This window comes from Streptomyces sp. NBC_00203, assembly GCF_045206325.1.
Classification (GTDB): domain Bacteria; phylum Actinomycetota; class Actinomycetes; order Streptomycetales; family Streptomycetaceae; genus Streptomyces; species Streptomyces lutosisoli.
Window position 1 is genome coordinate 6,391,186 of record NZ_CP108126.1, and the last position, 17,744, is coordinate 6,408,929.

Below are 17,744 nucleotides of genomic sequence, written 5' to 3' on the forward strand. Positions count from 1 at the left end.
TTGCGCAGTTCCCCGCGCCCCTTAAGGGGCGCGGGGAACTGCGCGAGCAACCCCCACCCACCCGCAGCCTACGAACCGGGGCGGGCGGGGGATCACGGGGCGCAGCCCCGCGCCTTAGGGGCGCGGGGAACTGCGCAATCTTTTAGACCAGCCCCCACCCACCCGCAGCCGACACACAACCGAACGGCGGGGGGCGGAGAACGGCTCAGCCGCGGGCGATCTGGCGTAGTACATCCATCCGTACGATCACCATCGCCCGGCGCCCCGTCACGACCGCCCCCCGCTCGCGCAACTCCTTCAGCAACCGTTGGACCATCTCCCGCGACGCCCCCACCGACCCCGCCAGCTCCTGCTTGCTCAGGGGGACGGAGAGTTCGATGCCCTCGGCGGTGCGGCGGCCGTTGGTGCGGGCGAGGTCGAGGAGGAGGGCGGCGAAGCGTTCGCGGACGCTCATGGAGGCGAATTCCAGGCGGCGGCGGTCGGCGGCGCGCGTCCGGTCGGAGGTGAGGCCGAGGAGGGCGAAGGAAACGGCGGGGGAGCGGGCGAGGAAGGCCGTGAAGTGTTCGCGGACGACTGCGACAGTGCGGACGGGTTCCAGGGCGGTGACCGTGGCCGAGCGGGGGCGGCCCGTCAGTGCCGCCGACTCGCCGATGATGTCGCCGGGGCCGCGCAGCGCGAGCAGCGCCTCGTAACCGTTGGCGGCCGCCGCGGTCACCTTCGTCCAGCCGTGCGTGACGATCAGTACGTGCGAGGACGGCTCGCTCTGGTGCAGGAGCACCATGCGGGGGGCGTAGGAGAGCTCGTGGCCGAGGGAGAGCAGCGCGGAGCGGTCCTCGCTCTCCAGGCGGGCCAGGAACGGCACCCGGTCGTCCAGGCCTTCGTCCCCGGGTAAGTGTGCGGCCGTCATGAAGTCCCCCGTCCCCCGTCCCTCATCCCCGCGATCGATCAACGTACTGAACGGTTCATAGTCAGCGCCGCGAAACCGCACATATTCACAGAGTGACCGGCTGCAACGGCCGAAGAGAAGCGTGACAAGTCCGGCGTGTCGGGCCCCACGGCATTTGTTTTGACCGAAGTCCGTGAGGTAGGTACGCTCAGACCTTGTGCCTGGGGTGTGCCCTGGCTCCCGTGCGTGCCTTCAACCGCACAGGGGGAGCCGTAGGCGGCCACCGTATTCTGCGCTCTTTCCGCCTCGCGGCGGGAGTCTGCAGCTTCGACACACCCGACCGCGTGGGTCGGCGACGTTCCAGGTTAGCTTCACCATCGGCACACAGAAACCGGAGAAGTAGTGCCTACGATCCAGCAGCTGGTCCGGAAGGGCCGGCAGGACAAGGTCGAGAAGAACAAGACGCCCGCACTTGAGGGTTCGCCCCAGCGTCGCGGCGTCTGCACGCGTGTGTTCACGACCACCCCGAAGAAGCCGAACTCGGCCCTGCGTAAGGTCGCGCGTGTGCGCCTGACCAGCGGGATCGAAGTCACCGCTTACATTCCGGGTGAGGGACACAACCTGCAGGAGCACTCCATCGTGCTCGTGCGTGGTGGCCGTGTGAAGGACCTGCCGGGTGTTCGCTACAAGATCATCCGAGGTTCGCTTGACACGCAGGGTGTCAAGAACCGCAAGCAGGCCCGCAGCCGCTACGGCGCCAAGAAGGAGAAGTAGAAATGCCTCGTAAGGGCCCCGCCCCGAAGCGCCCGGTCATCATCGACCCGGTCTACGGTTCCCCTCTGGTGACCTCCCTGATCAACAAGGTGCTGCTGAACGGCAAGCGCTCCACCGCCGAGCGCATCGTCTACGGCGCCATGGAGGGCCTGCGCGAGAAGACCGGCAACGACCCGGTCATCACGCTCAAGCGCGCTCTGGAGAACATCAAGCCGACCCTCGAGGTCAAGTCCCGCCGAGTCGGCGGTGCGACGTACCAGGTTCCGATCGAGGTCAAGCCCGGTCGCGCCAACACGCTCGCGCTGCGCTGGCTCGTCGGTTACTCCCGCGCCCGTCGCGAGAAGACGATGACCGAGCGTCTGCTCAACGAGCTTCTCGACGCGTCCAACGGCCTTGGTGCCGCTGTGAAGAAGCGCGAGGACACCCACAAGATGGCCGAGTCCAACAAGGCCTTCGCGCACTACCGCTGGTAGTCGCTACCCCCATCGAGACCGAGAGAAGACCGAAGCCTTATGGCTACCACTTCACTTGACCTGGCCAGGGTCCGCAACATCGGGATCATGGCCCACATCGACGCGGGCAAGACGACCACCACCGAGCGGATCCTCTTCTACACCGGCGTCAGCTACAAGATCGGTGAAGTCCACGACGGCGCTGCCACCATGGACTGGATGGAGCAGGAGCAGGAGCGTGGCATCACGATCACCTCTGCTGCCACCACCTGTCACTGGCCGCTTGAGGACAACGACTACACCATCAACATCATCGACACCCCGGGTCACGTGGACTTCACGGTCGAGGTGGAGCGTTCGCTCCGCGTCCTCGACGGTGCCGTCACCGTGTTCGACGGTGTCGCCGGTGTTGAGCCGCAATCCGAGACGGTGTGGCGTCAGGCCGACCGTTACGGCGTGCCGCGCATCTGCTTCGTGAACAAGCTGGACCGCACCGGCGCCGAGTTCCACCGCTGCGTGGACATGATCAAGGACCGGCTTGGCGCCGTTCCGATCATCATGCAGCTGCCGATCGGTGCCGAGATGGACTTCAAGGGCGTTGTGGACCTGGTCCGCATGAAGGCGCTCGTGTGGTCCGCCGAGGCGGCGAAGGGCGAGATGTACGACGTCGTCGACATCCCCGCCACGCACGCTGAGGCTGCCGAGGAGTACCGCGGCAAGCTGGTCGAGACCGTCGCGGAGCACGACGACGAGATCATGGAGCTGTTCCTGGAGGGCCAGGAGCCCACCGAGGAGCAGCTGTACGCCGCGATCCGTCGCGTCACCATCGCGTCCGGCAAGTCCAACGACGTCACGGTCACCCCGGTGTTCTGTGGCACCGCGTTCAAGAACAAGGGCGTCCAGCCCCTGCTCGACGCGGTCGTGCGCTACCTCCCGACCCCGCTTGACGTCGAGGCCATCGAGGGCCACGACGTGAAGGACTCCGAGGTCGTGGTCAAGCGCAAGCCGTCCGTGGACGAGCCGCTGTCCGCGCTCGCGTTCAAGATCATGAGCGACCCGCACCTGGGCAAGCTCACCTTCGTCCGGGTGTACTCGGGCCGCCTGGAGACCGGCACCGCCGTGCTGAACTCCGTCAAGGGCAAGAAGGAGCGCATCGGCAAGATCTACCGCATGCACGCGAACAAGCGTGAGGAGATCGAGGCGGTGGGCGCCGGCGACATCGTCGCCGTCATGGGTCTGAAGCAGACCACGACCGGTGAGACGCTCTGCGATGACAAGAACCCGGTGATCCTGGAGTCCATGGACTTCCCGGCGCCGGTCATCCAGGTCGCCATCGAGCCCAAGTCCAAGGGTGACCAGGAGAAGCTGGGTGTAGCCATCCAGCGTCTCGCGGAGGAGGACCCCTCCTTCCACGTTCACTCGGACGAGGAGACGGGCCAGACCATCCTCGGCGGTATGGGCGAGCTGCACCTTGAGGTGCTGGTCGACCGTATGAAGCGCGAGTTCAGGGTCGAGGCCAACGTCGGCAAGCCGCAGGTCGCGTACCGTGAGACGATCCGCAAGGCCGTCGAGCGTCACGACTACACCCACAAGAAGCAGACCGGTGGTACCGGTCAGTTCGCCAAGGTGCAGATCGCGATCGAGCCGATCACCGAGACCGACGGTCCGGCGTACGAGTTCGTGAACAAGGTCACCGGTGGCCGCATCCCGAGGGAGTACATCCCTTCGGTCGACGCGGGTGCGCAGGAGGCCATGCAGTTCGGCATCCTGGCGGGCTACGAGATGACGGGCGTCCGCGTCACTCTTCTCGACGGTGGCTACCACGAGGTCGACTCCTCCGAGCTCGCGTTCAAGATCGCCGGTTCGCAGGCCTTCAAGGAGGCCGCGCGCAAGGCTTCTCCCGTGCTTCTTGAGCCGATGATGGCCGTCGAGGTCACCACGCCCGAGGACTACATGGGTGAGGTCATCGGCGACATCAACTCCCGTCGTGGCCAGATCCAGGCCATGGAGGAGCGGATGGGTGCCCGGATCGTCAAGGGTCTGGTGCCGCTCTCGGAGATGTTCGGCTACGTCGGCGACCTCCGCAGCAAGACCTCGGGTCGCGCAAGCTACTCGATGCAGTTCGACTCCTACGCCGAGGTTCCCCGGAACGTCGCCGAGGAGATCATCGCGAAGGCCAAGGGCGAGTAACACACCCCGTTTACACGCTTTAGGCTTGACACCGACCGCCGGGGATGACCCGGGAGGGAAAACCCCGGCGGGCGGCATCCCAGCAAAGATCACCTGGCGCCGATGAGTAAGGCGTACCAGAACCACTCCGCAGGAGGACCCAGTGGCGAAGGCAAAGTTCGAGCGGACTAAGCCGCACGTCAACATCGGCACCATCGGTCACATCGACCACGGTAAGACGACCCTCACGGCCGCCATTACCAAGGTGCTGCACGACGCGTACCCGGACCTGAACGAGGCCTCGGCCTTCGACCAGATCGACAAGGCTCCTGAGGAGCGCCAGCGCGGTATCACGATCTCGATCGCGCACGTCGAGTACCAGACCGAGACGCGTCACTACGCCCACGTCGACTGCCCCGGTCACGCGGACTACATCAAGAACATGATCACGGGTGCGGCGCAGATGGACGGCGCCATCCTCGTGGTCGCCGCCACCGACGGCCCGATGCCGCAGACCAAGGAGCACGTGCTCCTGGCCCGCCAGGTCGGCGTTCCCTACATCGTTGTCGCCCTGAACAAGGCCGACATGGTGGACGACGAGGAGATCCTGGAGCTCGTCGAGCTCGAGGTCCGTGAGCTCCTCTCCGAGTACGAGTTCCCGGGCGACGACCTGCCGGTCGTCAAGGTCTCGGCGCTCAAGGCGCTCGAGGGCGACAAGGAGTGGGGCCAGACGGTCCTCGACCTGATGGCCGCCGTCGACGAGGCGATCCCGACCCCCGAGCGTGACGTCGACAAGCCGTTCCTCATGCCCGTCGAGGACGTCTTCACGATCACCGGTCGCGGTACGGTCGTCACCGGCCGTATCGAGCGTGGTGTCCTGAAGGTCAACGAGACCGTTGACATCATCGGCATCAAGCAGGAGAAGACCACCACCACGGTCACCGGCATCGAGATGTTCCGCAAGCTGCTCGACGAGGGCCAGGCCGGTGAGAACGTCGGTCTGCTCCTCCGTGGCATCAAGCGCGAGGACGTCGAGCGCGGCCAGGTCATCATCAAGCCCGGTTCGGTCACGCCGCACACCGAGTTCGAGGCCCAGGCCTACATCCTGTCCAAGGACGAGGGTGGCCGCCACACGCCGTTCTTCAACAACTACCGTCCGCAGTTCTACTTCCGTACGACTGACGTGACCGGTGTTGTGACCCTCCCCGAGGGCACGGAGATGGTCATGCCGGGCGACAACACTGAGATGACCGTTACGCTCATCCAGCCCGTCGCCATGGAAGAGGGCCTGAAGTTCGCCATCCGTGAGGGTGGCCGGACCGTGGGCGCCGGCCAGGTCACCAAGATCAACAAGTAGTTTCTTGTTGGCTTGACTGCCTGGTAGCTCCTTAGAGCTCCTGAAGGGGCCCGTACGACTTCGGTCGTACGGGCCCCTTTGCCATGCCCGCGTGCGGGGTGCCCCGAGGGTGCTCCGAAACTATTCGACGCCGACGACCCATTCCCCCCACGTGACCCTCCCTCCACTATTTGTCATGCCGCTGAGCAAATTCGTACGCCGTCGGGGCGAGGGGTGAGGCATGTCTGGAGACGTCAGCCGCAGAACCGTTCTCGGTGCCGGGATCGCCGGGTTGCCGGTGCTGTCGGGGGTGGCGTGGGCGGCGGACTCGGGGCCGCGGGCCACCGACCCCGGCGCGTACATCTCCTTCACCGGTGGGGCCTTCTCGCTCGTGGGTGCCCCGGTGGTGGTCTCCCCGGAGGATCACCCCGGAGTCGTACGGGTAGCGGGGGATCTCCGGGACGACATCGAACGGGTGACGGGCGTGCGGCCCGGTGACGCGATGGCGCGTGAGGTCGTCCTGGTCGGGACGATCGGGCGCAGCCCGCTGATCGACGGGCTCGTCGCCTCCGGGAAGCTGGACGTCACAGGGGTGCGGGGGAAGTGGGAGACCTCGCTGCAGACCGTCGTGGAGCGGCCGATGCCCGGGGTCGACCGGGCCTTCGTCGTCGCGGGCAGCGACCCGCGCGGGACGATCTTCGGTGCGTACGACGTCTCGTACGGCATCGGGGTCTCGCCCTGGTACTGGTGGGACGACGTACGCCCGGTCCACCGTGACGCGCTCTACGTGCTGCCGGGGCGGCACACCCAGGGCACGCCGGTGGTGAAGTACCGCGGGATCTTCGTCAACGACGAGAACCCGGCGCTGGGCACCTGGGCGCCCGCGTACTTCGGCCCCGGCAAGGCCCCCGGCCACGACGGCGGCTTCACCGCGGACTTCTACGCCAAGGTCTTCGAGGTGCTGCTGCGCCTGAAGGCGAACTACCTGTGGCCGGCGGTGTGGGGCCGCGCCTTCGCCGAGGACGACCCGCAGAACCATGCCCGCGCCAAGGAGTACGGCATTGTCATGGGCACGTCTCACGAGGCGCCCATGATGCGGGGCATCGAGGAGTGGAACCGGCACGCGGTACCCGCCGTGCGCGACAGCGGGGGAGCCGTCGTGACGCCGGGACACGACCCGTACGGCGGTACGGGGGAGTGGTCGTTCCGCCGCAACGCCGACGCGATCAAGGCGTACTGGCGCGAGGGCATCCGGCGGATGGCCGACCAGGACTTCGAGGGCGTCGTCACGCTGGGCATGCGCGGCAACGGCGACACGAGCCTGCCGGACGGTGACGGCGTCGAGCTGATGCGGGAGATCATCGACGCGCAGCGGGAGATCATCGCCGAGGTCACCGGCCGTGATCCGGCCTCGGTCCCGCAGGTGTGGACGCTCTACAAGGAGGTCCAGCGCTACTGGGACCGCGGGCTCAGGGCGCCGGACGACGTCACGGTCGTCCTCACCGACGACAACTGGGGCAACATCCGCAAGCATCCCGACCCGGCCGAGCCCGCGCGGACCGGCGGCTACGGCCTGTACTACCACTTCGACTACGTCGGGGCCGGCCGCAACTACAAGTGGGTGGACACCACCTCCCTCCCGAACCTGTGGGACCAGCTCCACCAGGCCGTCGCGTACGGGAACCACGGGCTGTGGGTCACGAATGTGGGAGACCTCAAGGGCAATGAGCTGCCCACCGAGTTCTTCCTCGACTACGCCTGGAATCCGGACCGTTGGGACCTGTCGTCGCTCGGCGAGTGGGAACGCCGGTACGCCCGGCAGAACTTCGGCCCGGCGCAGGCCTCGGAGATCGCGGACGTACTGGCGACATACGGGCAACTCCAGTCGCGACGGAAGCCCGAGCTGCTCAACCGCCGTATCACGGGGAGCGGTTCGGACATCGTGTACGACGACCGGGCCACCCCCTTCTACGGGCGCGAGCTGGAGCGGGTGACGGACGAGTGGCGGGAGCTGGCGGCGCGGGCCGGGCGGATCGCGCGGCGGCTGCCGGAGTCGGCGCAGGACGCGTGGTTCGAGCTGGTCGGGTACGAGGTGCTGGCGACGGCGAACCTGTACGAGCTGCGGGAGGCGGAGTTCACGAACCTGCGGTACGCCGAGCAGGGCCGGGCGGCGACGAACGGCCTGGCGGCAGCGGCGGAGGCCGGCCTGGCGAAGGACCTGGCCCTTGCCGAGCGCTTCAACTCCCAGGTGGCGGGCGGGAAATGGCGTGGCTTCCAGACGCAGCCGCACATCGACTACGGGGATGTGGAGCGGTACGGGGCGAACGCGGGGTGGCAGCAGCCGGAGCTGAACAACGTGGCACTGCCCGATGTGCTGTTCCCCGCCGTGCGGCGCATCTCGCTTCCGGACGCGGCCGAGCTGGGGGTGGCCGTCGACGGCTCCCTGGACGAGACGGTCGTGCTGAACCCGTACCGGACGGGCCCGGCGTCGTACATCGAGGTGTTCAACCGGGGCCGTGACGCCTTCGACTACCGGATCGAGGTGTCGGTGCCGTGGATCACCGTGGACCGCCCGCGGGGGAGGGTCTCGGACCAGGTGCGGGCCGTGGTGAAAGCGGACTGGTCGCGGGCGCCCCTGGGCCGTACGGAGGCGGAGATCACCGTGCGCGGCGCGGATGCCGCGGTAGCCGTACCGGTGATCGCCGAACATCCGTCGCCGCGTGGCCTGCGGGGATTCGTGGAGGCGGGCGGGTATGTCGCGGTGGACGCGGACCATTACACGCGGGCCGTGGGCACCTGGCAGCGGATCGAACGGATCGGCCGTACGGGGGCGGGGATGACACCGTTCCCGGTCACGGCGGCCCGTCAGGCTCCGGGGCGTGCGGCCTCGCCCCGCCTGGAGTACGAGGTGAGCGTACTGACGCCGGGTGCGGTGACCGTCTGGGCGTACGTGTCCCCGCGCAACCCGGCGCTCGCGACCGGTGGCCTGCGCTACGCGCTCTCCTTCGACGACGCCGAGCCGCAGACGGTCGACATCCACGCGGTCACCGGCGCGGACGACGGCCTGATGAACAAGCAGTGGGCGCGCCACACCTCGGACAACGTGAACGCGACGTCGACGAGGCACACGATCACGGCGCCCGGCGTGCACCGCCTGACGTTCTGGACGGTCGACCCGACCGTGGTGCTCCAGCGCCTGGTGATCGACACCGGCGGGCTGACACCGACGTACCTGGGTCCGCCGGAGAGCCACCGCGTCGGCTGACGACCGACCCGCACCCCCATCGCCGTACCTACGGAAAGGACCGCACATGAAGAACCTCCGCATGCCCGCACTCGCCCTGATGGGCGCCGCTCTGCTGGTCACGGGCGTCGCGCAGTCGGCGTCGGCGCACTCCTCGCAGCCCGCCCCGCTCCGGGCACTCGCCGACCGGGCGGACATCCGGATCGGCACCGCCGTGAACATGACGGCGCTGGCCGACGACACCACGTACCGCCGTACGACCGCCCGCGAGTTCAGCTCGGTGACGGCCGAGAACGTCATGAAATGGGAGTCGGTCGAACCCCAGCGCGGGACGTACGACTGGTCGCAGGCGGACGCGCTGGTGCGCTTCGCGCGGGACCACGGCCAGGCCGTACGCGGGCACACCCTGCTCTGGCACAACCAGCTGCCGGGCTGGCTGACGACGGGGGTCGCGGACGGATCGATCGGCGCGGCGGAACTGAGAGGGATTCTGCACGACCACATCACCACCGAGGTGAAGCACTTCAAAGGCAAGATCTACCAGTGGGACGTGGTGAACGAGGTCTTCAACGACGACGGCACCCTGCGGAACTCGATCTGGCTCCAGCAGCTCGGCCCGTCGTACATAGCCGACGCCTTCCGCTGGGCTCACGCGGCCGACCCGAAGGCGAAGCTCTTCCTGAACGACTACAACGTCGAGGGGATCAACGCGAAGTCGACGGCGTACTACGAGCTGGCGAGCCGGCTGCGCGCCGAGGGCGTACCGGTGCAAGGGTTCGGCATCCAGGGCCACTTGGGCATTCAGTACGGCTTCCCGGGCGATGTCTCCGACAACCTCGCCCGCTTCGCCGGCCTGGGCATGCAGACGGCCTTCACGGAGGTGGACGTGCGGATGGTCCTGCCCGTGGACGCCGAGAAGCTGGCGACCCAGGCGACGTACTTCCGCGGTCTGCTGGACGCCTGCCTCTCCACCCGTAGCTGCACGTCCTTCACCGTCTGGGGCTACACCGACAAGTACTCGTGGGTGCCGGGCGTCTTCGCGGGGCAGGGCGCGGCGACCCTGATGGACGAGGACTTCGTGACGAAGCCGGCGTACGCGGCGGTGCGGGAGGGCTTGGCAGCTGGTCGGTGAGACCGGTCACCAGGCGATCGGCAGGGAGAGGGGGCCGCGGATCATGGTGCGCTGCCGGAAGGGGACCTCGTCGGCGGGCACGGCGAGGCGGAGGTCCGGGCAGCGTGGCAACAGGGTGTCGAACAGCATCTCGATACCCATACGGCACAGGACGGCGCCCGTGCAGTAGTGCGCCCCGTTGCCGAACGCCACATGTGCGCCGGCGTCCCGGTCGAAGTCGATGCGGTCGGGGTCGGGGAAGACGTCCGGATCGCGGTTGGCGGCCAGGTAGGAGACGTAGACCGGTTCGCCCGCGCGGATGCGGATGCCCTGGATCACGACGTCCTCCAGGGCCACGCGGGGCAGGCCGACGGCGGCGCGGTGCGGGATGTAGCGCAGGAGCTCCTCGATGGCCGCGGGGCGCGCTGCGGGGTCGTTGCGCATGCGTTCCATCAGGTCGGGCCGGGTCAGCAGGAGGTAGAACATCTGGCCGCTGTTGTTGGTGAGCGCCTCGCCGCCGATCTGGAGCGGGCCGGCGACGCTGACCGCCTCCTCCTCCTTGAGCTCACCGCTCTTCACCGCGCCGCTGAGCAATGACAGGACGTCGTCCCCGTCGCCGTCCTGCCGGTCGCGGATGGCCTGCGTGATCCACCCGAACAGGTTCTTCTTGGCGCGCTCGGAGGCCTCGGCGCCGCCCGCGATGGAGATGATCTCCCGCGTCCAGGTGTGCACCTTCTGCCGTTCGTCGGCGGGCACGCCCATGATCTCGCAGACGACGGAGATCGGGAACGGTTCGAGGACCCGCTCCACCAGGTCGGCGGGCGGCCCGTCCTGCACCATGGCGTCGACCAGCTCGTCGAGGATCTCCTGGGCGCGGGAGCGCAGTCGCTTCACCGCGCTCACCGTGTACGCGGTCGAGGCGGCGCGGCGCAGCCGGTTGTGGTCGGGCTGGTCGGCCCACGCCAGCGCCCCGGGCCGGGGCGCGAAGTGCGGCGCCAGCCGGGTGAACTGCCGCACGGAGGCCTCACGGCGGCTGAACCGCGGATCGTTCGTGATCATCTTCACGTCGTCGTACCGCGTCGCCAGCCACGCCCACTTCTCCTCCCCATGAGAAAGCCGGATCCGCGTCAGCGGCCCTTCCTTCATCAGCTCCGCGAGCACCGGCTCGAACTCGGTCCCGTCCAGATGCCCGACGGGCCAGTCATGAACGGGCGGAAGGGGCGGCTCGGCCAGGGTGATGGTCTCTTCTGCCATGGGTCCACCATCGGGCGCGGGGCGTGAGCTGTCGCGGGGGAGTGCTCCAGACGGAGGTCGGGGCTCAGTCCTCCACGAAGCGGGGACTCGGGGCCGGCAGTCGCGGCAGCGTCCAGGGGCTGGGGCGCGGAAGGCGCGGTCGCAGCCGTCGCAGTTCTGGAGTGGGGCCGGCGGGTGAGCACTGGAGCCGCGGGCAGGGGCGGAGGCAGGAGTTCCGTGAGGCGGTGGGCCAGCAGGGCCGCCGGGTGGTGCAGGGGTTCGCGAGGGAAGCTCGCCGTCCGAGTGCGGCGTACGGCTTCGGGGGCGGCGCCGCGCTCCAGCCAGGCGGTGACGGCCGGGGCGAGGTGGTGGACTTCGCGCTCGGGGAGAAGGAGGCGGGGGTCGTCGCGGTGCAGGCTGGCGAGGAGCGCGGTGGCCGTGCGGTGGCTGTCCAGGTCGGGGGTGTGCGGTACGGGGAGTCGGTCACCCCGTGAATCGTTCACCTCGATGCGGAGGACGCTCTCCGTCGCCGTAAGGCTGAGGTGGAAGTCCCTTCCCGGACGCGCCCATGCGTCGCCGCGTTGGCCGCCAACTCCGCGACGACGTGTGCCGCGTCCTCGAATGGCAGCCCCCACGCCCGGAGTTGCTCAATCGCCGACAGCCGAGCCAGCCGGGCACCACGCTGTGGCGGAGAGCTGGACGGTGAACTCACGTGGAGCGACGGCGGTTTGGGCGCCTTTGGCGGCGCCCGAGCGGGGGCAAAGCGGTCGGACGATCCAACGGTGCGTTCAATGGCCGCGCCTCCGAGGTCTGACTCCTCGTCAACTGAACTTTGCTCGCCTGTGGTTGATGCCATGGGCGAGGTATCTCTTTGTTCGGTGCGGGGTTTGAGTCGTTGCATGTTGTGGTGCACGTCACTGCACATGCAAAGGTCGCGGAGAGTAGCTACCCAAACGGGGCGCATGTTGAAATTTTGAGTGAAATCCGATCGGGCTACAACGAGTTCGCTACTTTCAGGCGTTGCCCCTGTCCGGCGCGCAGGATTTTATGCGTTGCCTGTGAAGAGTCTGGGTGGCTACAGTCCCGACGTCTTCATTCGAACGGGGATTTGAACGGGGAGGCCAGTCCTCGTCCCGCCGTGGAGATGCTCCGTAACACGACTAATTCCAGGGGGACTTATGTCTGCATTCAGTAGGAACCTGACTCGCCTCGCCGTAGCCGCCTCAGCCGTCGCCGCGATGGGAGTCGCCGTGCCGAGCACCCCGGCGGCCGCCGCTTCCGCGACGGTCTGCGGCACCGGGTACGAGTTCACCGACGCCAAGGCGCTGCCCAACGCCACCACGCGCTACGCGACGCTCTTCTTCTACATGAAGGGCAACAGCGCCTGCGCGATCCTCGACAACAACACGGGCGGCGCCGCCAACTACATGGACCTGCAGATGTGGCCGGGTGACAACAAGGCGGCCGGTGACCGTGACCACGGCACCTTCTCGGAGTACGCGGGTCCGGTGTACAGCAGCACCCTCGCGACCGGAGGCCGCTGTGTCGGCATCTCCGCGCTGATGAAGAACGACGCGGGCACCTCCAACCTCGTCAACTGGAAGGGCGGCTACGTCTTCGCCGTCGACAGCAGCTCGTCCGACTGCGCCTGACCGCCCGACCGGCTGCCCGCCCTGACCCGGCGGGCGGCATCGCGGATCCGAACTCTCAAGTAAATCGGGGAACTTCAGCCTTGAGACCCAGGCGAAAACTTCATAGACCTTTGGTCGTCATAGCGGCGTGCACCGCGTTGAGCGGTGGCCTGCTGAGTGCCGCTCCGGCGTTCGGTGCGCCGGACGCCGGAACCGACTCGCAACCCAGGTCCGGCCACAACACGCAACCCGGCTCGGCCTCCGCAACCCCGGGTCCGTCAGGATCCGGCCGGGTCAAGGATCCAGGCAAGAAGCTCGGCACCGGGTGGAAGTCCTCGCCCGACCGGGCCGTCACGGCCGCCGCCGACGCCGACGGCCTGCACATTCTCGTGGCGGACTCGAAGGAAGCGTACGCGTGGAAGACCGCCGCGATCCTTGCCGAGCCCGGGATGCCGGCCGATTCCTGGATCGGCAACCAGTGCCTGATGGACCGGGACCACGCGGCCGTCGTCTACGCGCCGCGTACCTTCACGAACAAGCCCGACCTGTTCCAGGGCGGGGCATTCACGGCGATCGTCAACACCAGCACGGGCGCGGTCACCAAGCTCGGGTTCACCGCCTCGCTGGCGTACTTCGACCCGACCTGTAACACCTCCGCCCACACGGCCGCCTTCACCGCGTACCGGGACATGAACGACCCGGCCGCGGTGAAGACCCGTGTGGTCACCGTGAACACGGCGGGCAAGCAGCTGACCCAGGCATCGGTGCACGGCGAGGTCACCTCGGCCGCGCCGGTCACCGGCGGTGCCATCGGCGCGATCGGCCGCGATCTGGTGCGACTCGGCGACACCGGCAAGAGCAAGGCCGGGAAGACCAGCAAGGTGACGTCCGTCGACGCGGTCGCCTTCGACATCCGGCCGCTCGACGCCCGTGGCAAGGAAATCGCCTTCGTCGAGCGCGGCAACAAGAAGCACACGGCGAAGATCTGGCGCGGTCACGGCAGGCCGGCCACGGTCGCCTCCGGCGCTCCCGGCGCGCTCGACCTCGCCCCCGGCGCTCCCGGCAAGGCGTTTCTGACCGGGAAGACGACCGGTGTCGTGCACACGAAGGGCACGGGCATCACCCGGCTCGACGCGCCCGCCGACTCCGATGTCTCCACGCAGGGCCGGCTCGCCGTCGACCCCGTGCTCATGCCCGGCATGAGGGCCGGCCTGGAACGCATCGCAAACGCCGGCCGCGGCTTCACCAAGGCCTCGCAGACCGAGCACGGCAAGGCGGCGGCCGAGTCCGCCGTACCGCCGAAGACGTTGGCGAAGACGGCGCCGACCACCATCACCTCCACCGCCACCACCACGGGCACCGAGGTGACCCAGCAGGTGGCGCCGCAGACGGCGGCGGGTACCGAGGAGCCCTCGCCCGCCCTTGGCGGCAGCACCAAGCCGGTCACGGAGACCGCGCCGGGTGGGCTGAGCACCCAGATGGAACGCACAGCCCTCACCACCACCGCCACGGCCTCGGACCCGGCGCACGAGCCGACCGACCCGGACCGCTGGTGCTCGATCTCCCGCAACGACGTCAGCGCGCAGGCGCTCCAGCCGACCTCGAACCAGGTCGAGTGGGCCGCCGACATGGCCGTACGCGGCAACCTCACCTCCGGGTGGATCCGGCAGGGCGGCTACCGCGACCAGGCCGGTCTCGGAACCGTCGACCCGCAGGGCCTCTTCCCCCGGCCGACGCTGGACGGCAAGACCGGCGCCCAGATCCCGGTCAACGTCCTGCTCGGCATCCTGTCCCAGGAATCGAACCTGTGGCAGGCCGAATCCGGCGCGGTCCCGGGCCAGATGGGCAGCCCGCTCGCCGCGGTGGACGGCTACTACGGCCACAAGACCGGCGGCACGGTCGCCGACTTCTGGAACATCCACTGGGACAAGTCCGACTGCGGCTACGGCGTGGGCCAGGTCACCGACGGCATGCGCATGGCAGGCCACGAGAAGGACCACGAGACGGCGCTCTCCCCGGCGAAGCAGAAGATCGTCGCTGTCGACTACGCGAGCAACATCGCCGCGTCGATGAAGATCCTCGCCGACAAGTGGAACGAGGTGCACAAGGCCGGGCAGACGGTCACCGTCAACAACGACGACCCGTCGAAGGTGGAGAACTGGTTCACCGCCGTCTGGAACTACAACCTCGGTTTCAACCCGCCCGGTGCTTCCGGCGCCTCGTGGGGCCTGGGCTGGTACAACAACCCGGCCAACCCCGTGTACAAGAACGACAACCCGTTCATGGACACCACCGTCGACTCCAACGCCAACCACGACGCGGCACACCCGCAGGACTGGCCGTACGAGGAGAAGGTGATGGGCTGGGCCGCCTGGTCCACGGACACCGGATTCTCCTACGCCACCTCCGGGCGCCAGGACTGGGCGGGCGAGTCCGGGTTCTCCTCGGTGGGCTTCCGCCCCGCCTGGTGGATCAACAACATCCAGCGTTCCTGGGTCTCCCCGTCCAAGAGCACCTTCTGCAACAGCAACAACAACTGTGACCCGAGCAGTCCCCCGGACTGCCCGGACGCCGACTGCTACAAGAAGTACTGGTGGAACCAGTCGAACGCGACGTGGAAGGACGACTGCTCCAGTACCTGCGGCAACGAGAACATCAAGTACCAGTCGCTCGTGGCAGAGCCGGGCCGCGGCTACCGGCTGAAGAACGGCACCCCTGTGTGCAGCGGGGCCCCGTCGGGCGCCACGGTCGTCGCCTCCGTACCGAACGGCACCCCGACCTGGAGCGACTGCGGCGCGGTCAAATCCGACGGCACCTTCCGCTTCACGTTCTACGCGGACGTCCAGGGACAGTACGAGGCCAAGGCCGACCTGCACCAGATAGGCGGCGGCTACGGCGGTCACTTCTGGTACGCGCACAGCCGCGACACCGACCATCTGGGCGGCACCACCTCCGGCCCGCTGACGGTCCGCGGCACGTGGATCCCGAACGGTAGCTTCGACCTCGCCCAGGTCTGGGTGCACGTCCCCGACACCGGAGCGCAGGAGAAGCGCGCCCACTACGAGATCAGCGGTGCCGTCGGCGGTCCCTACGACCGGTATGTCAACCAGGACGGCAACAACAACAAGTGGGTCTCGCTGGGTGCCTTCAAGTTCAACAGCACCCCGACCGTTTCCCTGTCCAACTACTCGCCCACCGGGTCCGCGGACAAGGACGTCGCCTACGGCGCCATCGCCTTCCAGCCGGTGAAGGGCACGTTCGTCCACCGCACCCTGACCGCGGCCTCGGTCTTCGACCCCAACCAGGAGCTCAACTCCAACTGGCCGGTCACCGAACTCAACACGCCCATCCGGTCGGAGAAGTCGCTCTACGACTGGGCGACCGAGCTCTCCCACGGGACGGACGGCGGCCCGCTGTGGGATGGCGCCGCCAGCAACTCCGTGTCGTCGGAGGGGCTGACGGGGTGGCCCCGGTGCACGGACGAAGCGAACAAGGACGAGTGCGTGGGTCCCAAGACCTATGACGCGGGCAAACAGTGGTACCAGGACGTCAAGGCCGGCGGGTACACGCCGAACGCCGACGGATCGGTGCCGTCGATGTCCATTCCGATGTGGATGGGCATGTCCAACATCCGTCCGAACCCGTCGGCCTCTCCTGACCAGGCGTACCAGGACGCGAACAGCTACAAGATCAAGAGCGATGTCGACGTGACGTTCGTGAAGGACGACACGGGACACATCATCCCGGGCAGCGAGAGCGCGAGCTACGACGCCCGGGTCGGCAACGCCCACCTGCCCGTCTTCGTCACCCAGCTGATCAAGGCGATCTCGGCGGACTACCACATCGCTGCCCCCGACCTGACCTACACGACCCCCGACGCCCTGGAGTACGGGCGTACCTACACCGCGGATCCGCTCGTGGACGGGGACACGCCGGGGCAGGCGTACTTCCCGCACTTCAGGGGCGCGCGTCTGAACTCGGACAACACCTGCGTGGACTTCCGTGCCGTGGGTGGAGGCGTCCACGGATACCGCGCCATGGTCGGCCACAAGTCCATCAACGACAACGTCAAGGCCTGGCTCGACAAGGTCAACGCCAGCCCTGACACCAACTTCTCGGTGCGCCGGGCGGCGGGGGACATCTACTCGATGTTCTTCAAGAACTCCGGCGAGTGGAACAACAACATGTGGGGCAGCATGATCGGCAACGCGCCGCCGATCTGGCACGACATCGCCGCAGCGTTCTGCGCGGACGGCTCCGTGAAGCCGACGCACCTGCAGGCGAACAATGACGCGGATCCGAGCAATGGCCTCGTGTGGCAGAGCTACATGCCCGATCTCTACGTCTACATCGACGGAAAGATGTCGGACGACCTCGGCCGTCCGGCCGGCGGCCGGGTGCACGTGGGGGACTGGAAGAACTTCTCCAACTTCCCCGCCAGCGCTCCCAACGGCAATGGGTTCGCCAGCTGCGATGCCTTCCACAGAGGAAGCGGCGGTAACCCGTGGAGCGTGGACGCACCTGTCCCGGTCTTCGGCGACGGTCCCGGAAACCGGCCGTCGAGCGTCGTCCACTGTGACGATTCGAGCGTCAAGTTCACGACCAACCTGACGCAGTGACCACGGATGATTGAATGACAGGGGGCCGGGCCACAGGCCCGGCCCCCTGTGTCCGTTGCGGGCAATGCCTCGGTGAGACAGAAAGGTGCGTCGTGGGAGCGGGATTCCTGTTCATATTCGTCCCGCTGTTCCTGTACCTGACCCCCATGACCCTGCTGTGCGTGAAAATCGCCGACAGGAACTCGTGGAAAATGGGACTCGTATTCGCGAGCGGCCTCATCTTCCTCCCCGCCGTGCTGGTCACGGTCTGGATCCTCGTGGGGACCGGAGCCCTGTGATGCGAAAGGCC

The 17,744-nt window shown here is 67.8% G+C and carries 12 protein-coding genes; 10 read left to right on the forward strand and 2 right to left on the reverse strand.

Annotated elements, in window-relative coordinates; genetic code table 11:
* Positions 1 to 205: 205 nt before the first annotated feature.
* Positions 206 to 907: a Crp/Fnr family transcriptional regulator gene (locus tag OG975_RS28655; protein WP_406332272.1), complete on the reverse strand. Its 702-nt coding sequence runs from the start codon at positions 905 to 907 to the stop codon at positions 206 to 208.
* 381 nt (positions 908 to 1,288) lie between these two features.
* Between OG975_RS28655 and rpsL the strand changes: the two genes are divergently transcribed.
* From rpsL to OG975_RS28685, 6 genes are all read left to right on the forward strand, one after another.
* Positions 1,289 to 1,660 carry a 30S ribosomal protein S12 gene (gene rpsL / locus OG975_RS28660; protein ID WP_003948652.1) on the forward strand — a complete coding sequence of 124 codons (372 nt, stop codon included), beginning with the start codon at positions 1,289 to 1,291 and terminating at the stop codon, positions 1,658 to 1,660.
* A 2-nt stretch (positions 1,661 to 1,662) separates the two neighbouring features.
* The gene (rpsG, locus tag OG975_RS28665; protein ID WP_003974303.1) at positions 1,663 to 2,133 is read left to right on the forward strand and encodes a 30S ribosomal protein S7; all 471 of its coding nucleotides are present in this window, start codon (positions 1,663 to 1,665) and stop codon (positions 2,131 to 2,133) included.
* A gap of 39 nt (positions 2,134 to 2,172) precedes the next feature.
* Positions 2,173 to 4,302 carry an elongation factor G gene (gene fusA, locus OG975_RS28670; RefSeq protein ID WP_327430975.1) on the forward strand — a complete coding sequence of 710 codons (2,130 nt, stop codon included), beginning with the start codon at positions 2,173 to 2,175 and terminating at the stop codon, positions 4,300 to 4,302.
* A 142-nt stretch (positions 4,303 to 4,444) separates the two neighbouring features.
* Positions 4,445 to 5,638 (forward strand): elongation factor Tu, encoded by a 1,194-nt coding sequence (tuf, locus tag OG975_RS28675; RefSeq protein ID WP_327430976.1) that lies wholly within the window; start codon positions 4,445 to 4,447, stop codon positions 5,636 to 5,638.
* A 220-nt stretch (positions 5,639 to 5,858) separates the two neighbouring features.
* Positions 5,859 to 8,882, forward strand: coding sequence for a glycosyl hydrolase 115 family protein (locus OG975_RS28680; protein ID WP_406332274.1), 3,024 nt, complete (start codon positions 5,859 to 5,861; stop codon positions 8,880 to 8,882).
* 46 nt (positions 8,883 to 8,928) lie between these two features.
* A complete protein-coding gene (locus OG975_RS28685; protein ID WP_406332275.1) occupies positions 8,929 to 9,993 on the forward strand; it encodes an endo-1,4-beta-xylanase in 1,065 nt (354 codons plus the stop codon).
* Positions 9,994 to 9,999: 6 nt separating this feature from the next.
* Here OG975_RS28685 and OG975_RS28690 read toward each other — a convergent pair whose 3' ends face one another.
* The gene (locus tag OG975_RS28690) at positions 10,000 to 11,226 is read right to left on the reverse strand and encodes a cytochrome P450 (protein WP_406332276.1); all 1,227 of its coding nucleotides are present in this window, start codon (positions 11,224 to 11,226) and stop codon (positions 10,000 to 10,002) included.
* Between the two features lie 224 nt (positions 11,227 to 11,450).
* On the opposite strand from OG975_RS28690, the gene OG975_RS28695 reads away from it, so the two are divergent.
* From OG975_RS28695 to OG975_RS28710, 4 genes are all read left to right on the forward strand, one after another.
* Positions 11,451 to 11,699, forward strand: coding sequence for a hypothetical protein (locus OG975_RS28695; protein ID WP_406332277.1), 249 nt, complete (start codon positions 11,451 to 11,453; stop codon positions 11,697 to 11,699).
* 684 nt (positions 11,700 to 12,383) lie between these two features.
* Positions 12,384 to 12,857, forward strand: a complete 474-nt coding sequence (locus OG975_RS28700; protein WP_406332278.1) for a hypothetical protein — start codon at positions 12,384 to 12,386, stop codon at positions 12,855 to 12,857.
* Between the two features lie 110 nt (positions 12,858 to 12,967).
* Positions 12,968 to 17,455 carry a hypothetical protein gene (locus OG975_RS28705; RefSeq protein ID WP_406332279.1) on the forward strand — a complete coding sequence of 1,496 codons (4,488 nt, stop codon included), beginning with the start codon at positions 12,968 to 12,970 and terminating at the stop codon, positions 17,453 to 17,455.
* A gap of 92 nt (positions 17,456 to 17,547) precedes the next feature.
* Positions 17,548 to 17,733 (forward strand): hypothetical protein, encoded by a 186-nt coding sequence (locus tag OG975_RS28710; RefSeq protein ID WP_327430983.1) that lies wholly within the window; start codon positions 17,548 to 17,550, stop codon positions 17,731 to 17,733.
* The last annotated feature ends 11 nt before the right edge of the window (positions 17,734 to 17,744 follow it).